Genomic DNA, 10,001 nt, shown 5'->3' with positions numbered 1-10,001 from the left:
GATCCTTGCCCGGGGCCTTGTAGGCGACCAGGTCCACGCTGCCGGGCAGGTCCTGCTGGTGACGCCAGTAGACGACGATGTCCTGGTCCAGGGTGAACGCATTGGCCGGCTGGCCATTGGTGGCCGGGGGCGCGAAGTTGGCGCTTTCGCTGTTTGTTTCTTCTTCACTGCTGGCGGTTGCCGTGCGGTTGTCCAGTTTGACCTGCCATTGCTGCGGGCCCAGTTGCTGGATCTGCGCTTGGGGGTGTTTGGGCAGACGCAGGGCATCCACCGGGTAGCCGCTGCGCAGATTCAGTGTAAAGCTGAAGTGCTCTTCGACGCTGTCGTTGGCGGTCCAGAACGCCAGCTTCTTCTCGTCCACGCCGCCTTCTTCCAGCGGGTACACATAGCGGCCGATGCCGGTATCCACAAAGGCAGGCTGCATGTAGACCAGCCGTACCCGGGTGTCCTGGCCGGCGTGAACCGGTTGCACCAGCACATCAAAGGCCTTGTAGCTGTCCTTTTCGGTGAGCCCGGCCTCGCGGCCGGCGGCTTTTTCCTGTTCGTAGACCTGGCGGGCCTGCTGCTTTTCCAGCACTTCGCCGATTACCGGCTTGCCGTCGATCCATACGGTGAACTCGGCCACGGTGCCGCGCTCGGGGACCGGGAAGCGGTAGTAGGCTTCCAGGTCCTGATCATTGGGGTTGTGGAAGACCTGCTCCACTTCGGTAATGGCGTAGCCGTCTTCCACGTCCACGGTGACGTGTTGCTCGCGGATCTGTAGCGGCGGCAGGCTGCTGTTGGCTGGCGTCATCAGCCCGGCGGCCAGGGCTGGTGTGGTCAGCGCGCTGCTCAGCAGCAAAGCCAGACCGGAAAAAAGGCGGGTCAATCTGTTCCTGAAACCCATGATGATTCTCCTTGTTATGGATCATGGGGTTCGTTTTACGCGTGGTTGTGTGTTTTGTTAAACGCTGTTCATTAACAAGACATGTCGCAAGGTGTTCAATAGGACTCTGATTTGGCAATTACCCGTTATGGGTCAGTTGCTTACGTGTGGCATCGATTAATGCAGCGAAATCCGGGCGGGCGATGACGGCAAGCACCAGTGTGTAGACCCCGTTGAGCAGGGCGAGCAGGGCATCCGCCTGCATCAGGCTGAGGGCGATAACAATCATGGAAACGGCATCCAGGATTCCCAGCAGCATAAACATGCTGGCCTGTACCTTGAGCGCCGCTGTGTCGCCGGAGGGGTCCGCAGGGGTGGCGGTCTGGATCGGTCGGCCGGCAATAGCCCTGGGTGACAGCAGAGCATTACGTAGCGGTCGTGCCACGATCAACATCAGTGCCATGGCGCCCATGGCCGCCATGCGCAGGGTGTCTTGCGGCAGCAGTTCAAGGGATGCGGTGTAGTTCCCGAACCAGACCAGGCCAGCGACCGCGATGCCAATCAGCAAGGGCGCAGAGAGCACCAGAAACCATAAGGTATTGAGGCGCTGTACAGCTGAGGTGGACGCGGGCATAAACACTTTCCTGGGTCATGTTGTGAGAGATGGCGGTGAGCCGGAGCTACCGCAAACAATAAGGTTAAAGCAGGGAAACTAGCAAAGCCCGGGTGGATAAAAAAGTGCCAAATGTTTCTGTCATTCGGCGCCATTCTTTCTGTCGGTTCTAGCGCCCGCTGAATTGAGGGCAAGGAGCAAAAAGAATGACCGCAATGCTGGCAACCAGCCCGTTGGACCATGCTGATCTGAACCGGGTAGGCGACCCCGAGCGCCGGCAGATGCGCCGGGTGCGCAAACTGTTTTCACTGATGATCGGTTCCGATCCGCAGCCCAGTGAAGGGCAGATGCGGGTGATTCGCGAACACATGCTGATGGGCGACACCCTGGCGGACGCGGTCGTGCACATGTACAAGGGCTTGCCGGCAGGTGAGGGGCGCAAGCTGGTGGACCAGGCGCTGGAGCATGGCATCGACAGTGTTGAGAACCCGCCGCAGGCGCTCACCGCACTGTTCAACCAGATCGACCATGAACCGATCTGGCTGGATCGGGAAAAACTGCGCCTGGCCTGTGATGTCTCGCACCGGGTGGGCCTCTCCGGTGAGCTGGTATTGCGAAACCTGTCGTTGATGGGGGGCTATCTGGGCGCCGCTGCGGCCAAGCCGTTGGTGTTCACCGGGCAGCTGGATCGCATGGCGAACCGGCGCCTGGTGGAAACCGGAAAATTCTGGATGGACGTGACCACGCCGGGCGGCATGGAACGTGATCAGGAAGGGTTCAAAAGTGCGGTGAAAGTGCGGCTGATGCATTCCCAGGTGCGCGCCATGTTGCTGCAATCCGATAAGTGGAACATGGCCTGGGGGCACCCTCTGAATCAGTGGGATTCCATGGCGACCATTCTGGAATTTTCAGTGATTTTTCTCACCGGTCTGCGCTCGCTGGGTTTTATTTTCAGCAAAAAAGAACGGGAAGCGGTGGTGCATCTGTGGCGTTATGTCGGCTATCTGATGGGGGTGGAAGAACGGATCCTGCCCACCTGCGAGGCCGATGCCATGCGGGCGTTTTATCAGGTAGTGGCCACGATTTGCGAAAGCCATGACGACACCCGCAAGCTGGGCCAGGCCCTGGCGGGGGCGTCCCTGCAGGATGGTGGTGACGGTTGGGCGGCGAAACGTATGGCGCGGCTGGAGTACACCCTGCGAGCCGGTTACACCCGTTATATTCTGGGCGACGAAGCCGGCGATAAATTGGGCCTGCCGCGCACGGCAGCCAAGTATGTGTGGCCTGCCCAGATTCCCCTGCGTGTGGGGGCTGAACTGGTGCGCAAGAGCGTACCCGGGGCTAACCGGGTACTGGTATGGCTGGGTGCCAAAGCCCGCAGGGACCAGTTCCCCAAGCGGGTGCAGCGGCTGAAAGCGGATACCACCTTTACGCCAGTGAAGACGTTGGCGCGGTAAAAGCGACGGCAGTACGCCTCACGCGACACAGGTTCGTCCTTCTGCAACGTAAAAGGCCGCACCCAAATTTGGAGCGCGGCCTCTTGCGTTTGTGTGACTACAGCGCTGAAATCGCGTTGTAGCTTGTAGCTTGTAGCTTGTAGCTTGTAGCTGGATGCTAGTCCCTAAAATTATTGAACTGCAGCGGCGTTTCGATTTTGGATTCCCGTAGCAGTGCCATCACCGCCTGCAGATCATCGCGCTTCTTGCCGTTCACCCGCACCTGGTCACCCTGGATCGAGGCTTGTACCTTGATCTTGCTCTCCTTGATTTGCTTCACAATCTGTTTGGCCACGGGCTGGTCGATGCCCTGGCGGAAGGTCAGGGTCAGCGAGAAGGTCTTGCCGCTGTGCTCTGGCTCTTCGGGCTTGTCGGCGCCGGCGGCGCTGATGTTCTGTTTCAGGCAGGCCTTGGCGAACAGTTCTTCCAGTTGGCGCACCTGGAAATCGGATTCGGTCTTCAGGGTGACGGCCAGGCCGTTCTGCTCGATGCTGGCCTCCACGCCGCGGAAATCGAACCGGGTAGACAGCTCGCGGTTGGCGTTGTCCACCGCATGGCGAAGGGCGACTTCATCAATCTCGGAAACAATATCGAAAGACGGCATAGGGAGGTCCTGTCGGCAGTAATGGCGTGTCTGGATCGGGCAATTATACAGAGGCAAACCGGTTGTGGGGCAAGTCGGGGAGTGAGTCGTCAATGCGGTGCCGGTGGGCTATCCGATATACTGTGCGATTGTGCTGCGCTGCAGCCGCGCCCGCAGGGCGGGAATGCGACACCAATTGAGGGTTAGGGTATGCAAAATCAGTCCACAGAGCGGCCGCCCCGTGTGCCTTTGGGCCAGCGAATCGGCCAGGCGCTGTTGCGGCTCACCGGTTGGTCGGCCGGCCCCTTCCCGGATATCGACCGGGCAGTGATTGCCGGCGGGCCTCACACCTCCAACTGGGACGGGGTGTTGGCGCTGGTGAGCCGCTCCGCATTGCAGAAAGACGTCAACGTGATGATCAAAAGCAGCCTGTTCAAGGGGCCGCTGGGGGTCTTGCTGCGCAAACTGGGGGCCATGCCGATTGAGCGGGGCCAGGCTGGCGGGATGGTTGAGCAAACCGTGGCGGCGTTTGCAGAGCGTGAGAAGTTGCTGATCGCGGTGACCCCGGAAGGCACCCGCAGCAATGCAGATCAATGGAAGCTGGGGTTCTATCATATTGCCCGCCAGGCCAAGGTGCCGATTATTCTGGCGTTGGCGGACTACAAGGCAAAAACCTTTTCGTTTCCCGTGGTGATTTATCCCGGCGATGATATGGAAGCGGATCTTCAGCAGATTTACACGCACTTTGCGCGAGCGACGCCACGCCATGCGAACAAGCTCTCTGTGCCAGTCTCTGCGGCAAAAGCGGCGCGTGAGGCTGACGTGCAATAACCGCATGACTGCCTGACGCTGGTGGCTCATCGACAGTCTCAAGGTAGACGCTCGGTGCGAATCTGTAGATGGTCTACTTTCTGTAAGGAAAACAATAAGTAAGGGCTTGTTTACTTTGTGCGGGTAAATGACCCCGGTTGGTTTTTTATGTCAGGTTTCGCGCACTTTTCTCATGGTGGGTGCGAAGAACCCGTGGAACACTCGTGGCCCTGAATAATGTATTCACACGGAGATTTGCCATGGGTGCGGTTCTGGATAACAGCAATGTGAATGAAGCACAGGGGTGGGCGACCCGGGCTGTCGCCCGTCAGCGTAACTACTTTGAATCCGGGGCGACCCGCAGTTATGAATTTCGTCTGCGGCAGCTGAAAAAGCTGAAAGACGCGATTGTTCAGTACCAGGGCCAGATTCAGGATGCCCTGCATGCAGATATCGGTCGCCCGCCCTTCGAGGCCTACATTGAAATCAGCACGGCCATCGAGGACCTAAAACACACCATCAAGCACCTGAAAAACTGGATGAAACCCAAGCGCGTGGGCACCTGCATGTGGGCGCAACCGGGTCGCAGCCGTATTGAGTCTACCCCGCAGGGGGGCACCTTTTTGCTTGGCCCTTACAACTATCCGTTTCTGTTATTGGTGCAGCCGCTGATCGGGTCCATTGCCGCCGGCAACACGGCTGTGTTGAAGCCCTCATCCTTGAACCCCACCGTGGCGGATGTGGTCGAGAAGATCATCAAACAGTGCTACAGCGACGAATATGTGGCGGTGTTCAAGGGCAGTACCGAGGTGACCAATGAGCTGCTCGAAGAGCGCTTCGACCATATCTTCTTCACGGGTAGCCCACGGGTGGGCCGTATCGTCATGGCCGCCGCTGCCAAGCACCTGACCAAGGTAACGCTGGAGCTGGGCGGCAAGAGCCCCACCATCGTGCATAAGGACGCCAACCTGAAAGTGGCCGCCCGCCGGATTCTCGCCGGCAAGATGTTGAATGTGGGGCAGACCTGTGTGGCGCCGGATCACATCCATGTGCACGCGGATATCAAGAGTGCCTTCGAGAAGGAAATGGTTGCTACGCTGAAAGCATTCTACGGCGATGACCCGAGCCAGAGCCCGGACCTGGGGCGCATGATCAATGATCGCCACTTTGATCGGGTGGCTGGCTTGATTGACACCGCCAAGGTGCTGGCAGGCGGCGAGACCGACAAGGCCCGGAAATATATCGCCCCGACCTTGCTCACGGACGTGACCATGGATGACACGGTGATGCAGGAAGAAATTTTTGGCCCGGTGCTGCCCATGCTGACTTACTCGTCCATGGAGGAGCTGATAGGCAACCTCAAAAAACTGCCGGAACATCCGCTGGCGTTATACCTGTTCACTGGCAGTGAACACGTGGAGCGCCAGGTGCTCGACAATACCCAGTTCGGCGGTGGCTGCATCAACAACACCGTGATGCATGTGGCCAACCCCAACCTGCCGTTCGGTGGCGTGGGCGAAAGTGGTATGGGGGCTTATCACGGGCAGAACTCCTTTGATGTTTTTTCTCACAAGCGAAGCATCCTGAAGGCGACGACACTGTTCGACATCAAGTTCCGTTATGCGCCTTACAAGGATAAGGTCAACATGATGAAGAAGCTGATCAAATAGGTGGATTCCTCAGGCTCTCTGTCCGGCTGCAGGGCAATTCCAGCCTGGGTGAAGACGCAAAAGTACAGCGGTAATGGGGTTCAGGAGCGGGTGTAAAGCCAGCGTCTGGCCCTTTTTATTACTCTTATAACCTTCGCCCGCGTGGTTCCGGCCGCCCCCCTTTCCTCTTCCCCCTTGTCATATTTTCTGCGTCTCCCACGGGTATTTTGTGATGACCGCTGCCCGTTTGGGTGAAGGTTGTGTGAAGTTCTGGCTGCCAGGCTGGCGCTTTGTGCTTGTTGCCTCTCAGGCGTTACATTACGAAGGCGTTGGGGCCGCAAGCAACGGTGACGGTCTATCGGCGATCTTTTCGTGTTTGGGAAAAACTATCGGCGTATTTGCCAAAGCCAACTGGCCGGGGGCGAGGGTTAAGGGATATAACTGGATCAACAGCTAACACACACTCAACAGGGAGAGAGTCATGGCTGATGCAAGTCAATGCCCGATGCATGCCGCAGGTGGCGGAACCACCAATCAGGACTGGTGGCCGAACCAGTTGCGCCTGGATCTGCTCAACCAGCATTCCTCACTGTCGAACCCCATGAATGTGGATTTCGACTATGCCAAGGCATTCAACAGCCTGGATCTGGAGGCGGTGAAAAAAGATCTGCACGCCGTAATGACCGATTCACAGGACTGGTGGCCGGCGGATTTCGGCCACTACGGTGGGCTGTTCATTCGGATGGCCTGGCACAGCGCCGGTACCTATCGCATTGGTGATGGGCGTGGCGGCGGTGGCCGTGGCCAGCAGCGTTTTGCCCCGCTCAATGGCTGGCCGGATAACGTGAACCTGGACAAGGCCCGTCGCCTGATCTGGCCGGTGAAACAGAAATACGGCAGCAAGATTTCCTGGGCAGATCTGATCATTCTTACCGGCAATGTGGCACTGGAATCCATGGGCTTTAAAACCTTTGGCTTTGCCGGTGGCCGTGAAGATACCTGGGAACCGGATCAGGATGTGTACTGGGGCCGTGAACATGAATGGCTGACCAACGAAAAACGCTTCGATGGCAAGCGTGATCTGGAAAACCCCCTGGCTGCCACCATGATGGGGCTGATCTATGTGAACCCGGAAGGCCCCAATGGCGACCCGGACCCGAAAGCCGCCGCCCACGACATTCGCGAAACGTTTGCGCGCATGGCCATGGACGATGAAGAAACCGTTGCCCTGATTGCCGGTGGTCACACCTTCGGCAAAGCCCACGGTGCCGGTGACCCGGAAAAAGTCGGCCCCGACCCGGAAGGCGCCGGGTTGGCGGAGCAAGGCTTGGGCTGGCGTAGCAGTGTGGGTACCGGTAAGGGTGACGACACCATGGGCGGTGGCCCGGAAGTGACCTGGTCGCAGACGCCGACGCAATGGAGCAACTACTTTTTCGACAATCTGTTCGGCTTCGAGTGGGAACTTACCGAGAGCCCGGCCGGGGCCAAGCAGTGGGTGGCGAAAGATGCCGAACCACAGATGCCCTATGCCCAGGACAAGAGCAAGAAGCACAAGCCGATGATGCTGACCACGGACTTGTCGCTGCGCTTTGATCCGGCCTACGAAAAAATCTCCCGGCGCTTCCATGAAAACCCGGACCAGTTCGCCGACGCCTTTGCGCGGGCCTGGTTCAAGTTGACCCACCGGGATCTGGGGCCGCGTGCCCGCTACCTGGGCCCGGAGATTCCAGACGAGGAGCTGATCTGGCAGGACCCGGTGCCTGAGGTGGATCATGAGTTGCTGGACGACAAGGACATTGCTGCGCTGAAGAGCCAGATCCTGGATTCCGGCCTCAGTGTGTCCGAGCTGGTGTACACCGCCTGGTCGTCTGCTGCCACCTTCCGTGGCGGTGACAAGCGTGGCGGTGCCAACGGTGCCCGTATCCGTCTGGCCCCGCAGAAAGACTGGGAGGTAAATCAGCCGGAGCAACTGGCGCGGGTATTGAAAACCCTGGAAGGGATTCAGGCGGACTTCAGTAATGGCAATAAAAAGGTGTCGCTGGCGGACCTGATCGTACTGGGCGGCTGTGCGGCCATCGAGAAGGCGGCCAAGGCGGCGGGCGTCACTATTACCGTTCCGTTCTCGCCGGGCCGTACCGATGCCAGCCAGGAGCAAACCGATGTGGCGTCGTTTGAGCCACTGGAGCCAAAAGCCGATGCGTTCCGCAATTATCAGCAGGCGCGTTTCTCCATGGGCGGCGAGCACCTGATGATTGACCGGGCGCAATTGCTCACGCTGACGGCCCCGGAAATGACGGTGCTGGTTGGTGGCCTGCGCGTGCTGGGCGCCAACTACGGCGGCAGCCAGCTGGGTGTGTTTACCGAAAAACCCGGCACCCTGAGCAACGATTTCTTTGTGAATCTTCTCGATATGAATACCGAGTGGAAGCCGGTATCCAGTGATGAAGAAGAATTTGAAGGCCGGGATCGTGCCAGTGGCGAATTGAAGTGGACCGGCAGCCGTGTGGATCTGGTGTTCGGTTCCAACTCGGTGTTGCGCGCTCTCGCCGAGGTTTACGCCTGCTCTGATGCCCAGGAAAAGTTCGTCAACGATTTTGTGGCGGCCTGGACCAAGGTGATGGAGCTGGAGCGTTTTGACCTGAAGTAGTTTCTTTCTCGTCACGGTAAAAGAAAACGGCGCGCTGTTATCAGCGCGCCGTTTTTTTATGGCGTTTTATGTGGGCTACAGCGTACTCGCCGAAGGTTGATCTGTGCCTCCGGCAGCAGCAAATCCCCAGGCATGTCGTCTTGTGCATCGTTTGCTGCGTGATCAGAGCTGTTCAATACGAGCTGATTGGGTAAGGCTGTCAGGTATATGCCGGAAGTGCCGGCAAGGCTGCTTATAAAAATGGGAGAGAACACCGTGACCGCATTACCTGAATACCGCTCCTTCGATGTTGCCGTAGAAAACCATATTGCCCATGTGCAATTCAGCCGCCCGGAATCCATGAACAGCATGAACAAGGATTTCTGGCTGGAGCTGCCCCGTTGCCTGCGGGATATCGAGACTGGCACTGACGCCCGCGTGGTGGTGATGTCCTCCACCGGCAAGCACTTTTCGGCCGGGATGGATCTGTCCGTATTCTCCGATGCAGACGCTGTGCCCATGGCTGGCGATCCGGGGCGCATGGCAGAAAACCTGCGCCGGGTGGTGTTGCAGCTGCAGGATTGCCTGAGTGTACTGGAGCAAGTACGCATGCCTGTGCTGGTGGCGATTCAGGGCGGCTGCGTGGGCGGTGCGCTGGACCTGGTGTGCGCGGCAGACAGTCGCTATTGCAGCCAGGATGCGTTCTTCACCATCAAGGAAACCAGCCTGGGAATGACGGCAGACGTGGGTACGCTGCAGCGCCTGCCCAAGCTGATGCCCCAGGGGTTGGTCCGTGAGCTGGCCTATACCGGCCGCAATTTCAGCGCCTGGGAAGCGGCGGAGCAAGGGTTGGTCAACCGGGTTTATGATGATGCCGAAAGCATGTTGGCAGGGGTGATGGAGATTGCCAAAGAGATCGCTGCCAATTCTCCCCTGGCCGTTCTGGGCTGTAAGGAAATGCTTAACTACAGCCGTGACCACAGCGTGGAAGACAGCCTTAAATACATGGCCACCTGGCAGGCGGGCATGTTCCGCCACGATGACATGATGTTGTCGTTTCAGGCCAAGGCGAAAAAGAAGCAGGCCGACTACCCGGATTTGATGCCGGTTAAAGGTTTGTTTGAGCAGTAGGGCTGAATCCTGATTCGTAGGTCTGCTTAGGCGTAGCCGTAAGCCGACTATCGGCCGTTTCTGCTGCCTTTTCCGTTGAGTGTCGGATTACGCCTTTCAGGTTAATTCGACCTACTCCTCAATGGGAGTGGGGGCTGACAGAGGGGGGAGGAGAGTGTGGCAGGGGGGTAAGGTGTTCTTTAGAGAATCAAAAAAGGCGCCACAAGGGCGCCTTTTTTGATTCTCTAA

The 10,001-nt window shown here is 58.4% G+C and carries 9 protein-coding genes; 6 read left to right on the top strand and 3 right to left on the bottom strand.

Annotated elements, in window-relative coordinates; translation table 11 throughout:
* On the bottom strand, nt 1-886 hold an 886-nt coding region (locus tag A3730_RS22730; protein ID WP_255364310.1), incomplete at its 3' end, for a VIT domain-containing protein.
* A 118-nt stretch (nt 887-1,004) separates the two neighbouring features.
* Nucleotides 1,005-1,499 (bottom strand): hypothetical protein, encoded by a 495-nt coding sequence (locus A3730_RS22725; RefSeq protein ID WP_063520141.1) that lies wholly within the window; start codon nt 1,497-1,499, stop codon nt 1,005-1,007.
* A 185-nt stretch (nt 1,500-1,684) separates the two neighbouring features.
* Here A3730_RS22725 and A3730_RS22720 point away from each other — a divergent pair, with 185 nt between their 5' ends.
* On the top strand, nt 1,685-2,935 hold the full coding sequence (locus A3730_RS22720) for an oxygenase MpaB family protein (protein ID WP_063520142.1): 1,251 nt from the start codon (nt 1,685-1,687) through the stop codon (nt 2,933-2,935).
* Between the two features lie 157 nt (nt 2,936-3,092).
* Here A3730_RS22720 and A3730_RS22715 read toward each other — a convergent pair whose 3' ends face one another.
* Nucleotides 3,093-3,578: a YajQ family cyclic di-GMP-binding protein gene (locus A3730_RS22715; protein ID WP_063520143.1), complete on the bottom strand. Its 486-nt coding sequence runs from the start codon at nt 3,576-3,578 to the stop codon at nt 3,093-3,095.
* 189 nt (nt 3,579-3,767) lie between these two features.
* On the opposite strand from A3730_RS22715, the gene A3730_RS22710 reads away from it, so the two are divergent.
* From A3730_RS22710 to A3730_RS22695, 5 genes are all read left to right on the top strand, one after another.
* Nucleotides 3,768-4,388 carry a 1-acyl-sn-glycerol-3-phosphate acyltransferase gene (locus tag A3730_RS22710; RefSeq protein ID WP_063521530.1) on the top strand — a complete coding sequence of 207 codons (621 nt, stop codon included), beginning with the start codon at nt 3,768-3,770 and terminating at the stop codon, nt 4,386-4,388.
* A gap of 239 nt (nt 4,389-4,627) precedes the next feature.
* A complete protein-coding gene (locus tag A3730_RS22705; protein WP_063521529.1) occupies nt 4,628-6,037 on the top strand; it encodes an aldehyde dehydrogenase in 1,410 nt (469 codons plus the stop codon).
* Between the two features lie 211 nt (nt 6,038-6,248).
* A complete protein-coding gene (locus tag A3730_RS30585) occupies nt 6,249-6,473 on the top strand; it encodes a hypothetical protein (RefSeq protein WP_156497192.1) in 225 nt (74 codons plus the stop codon).
* Between the two features lie 24 nt (nt 6,474-6,497).
* On the top strand, nt 6,498-8,663 hold the full coding sequence (gene katG, locus A3730_RS22700; RefSeq protein WP_063539016.1) for a catalase/peroxidase HPI: 2,166 nt from the start codon (nt 6,498-6,500) through the stop codon (nt 8,661-8,663).
* A 255-nt stretch (nt 8,664-8,918) separates the two neighbouring features.
* On the top strand, nt 8,919-9,773 hold the full coding sequence (locus A3730_RS22695; RefSeq protein ID WP_063521193.1) for a crotonase/enoyl-CoA hydratase family protein: 855 nt from the start codon (nt 8,919-8,921) through the stop codon (nt 9,771-9,773).
* Nucleotides 9,774-10,001: the final 228 nt, after the last annotated feature.

Source organism: Alcanivorax sp. HI0044 (assembly GCF_001634945.1).
Note: the sequence above shows the minus strand (reverse complement) of the source record. Positions and strands in the feature narration are given on the sequence as shown.

What these genes read in the sequence shown, in the direction of transcription:
- A3730_RS22725 (WP_063520141.1), bottom strand. Translation starts at nt 1,499, where the DNA reads ATGCCCGCGTCCACCTCAGCTGTACAGCGCCTCAATACCTTATGGTTT.
- A3730_RS22720 (WP_063520142.1), top strand. Translation starts at nt 1,685, where the DNA reads ATGACCGCAATGCTGGCAACCAGCCCGTTGGACCATGCTGATCTGAAC.
- A3730_RS22715 (WP_063520143.1), bottom strand. Translation starts at nt 3,578, where the DNA reads ATGCCGTCTTTCGATATTGTTTCCGAGATTGATGAAGTCGCCCTTCGC.
- A3730_RS22710 (WP_063521530.1), top strand. Translation starts at nt 3,768, where the DNA reads ATGCAAAATCAGTCCACAGAGCGGCCGCCCCGTGTGCCTTTGGGCCAG.
- A3730_RS22705 (WP_063521529.1), top strand. Translation starts at nt 4,628, where the DNA reads ATGGGTGCGGTTCTGGATAACAGCAATGTGAATGAAGCACAGGGGTGG.
- A3730_RS30585 (WP_156497192.1), top strand. Translation starts at nt 6,249, where the DNA reads ATGACCGCTGCCCGTTTGGGTGAAGGTTGTGTGAAGTTCTGGCTGCCA.
- katG (WP_063539016.1), top strand. Translation starts at nt 6,498, where the DNA reads ATGGCTGATGCAAGTCAATGCCCGATGCATGCCGCAGGTGGCGGAACC.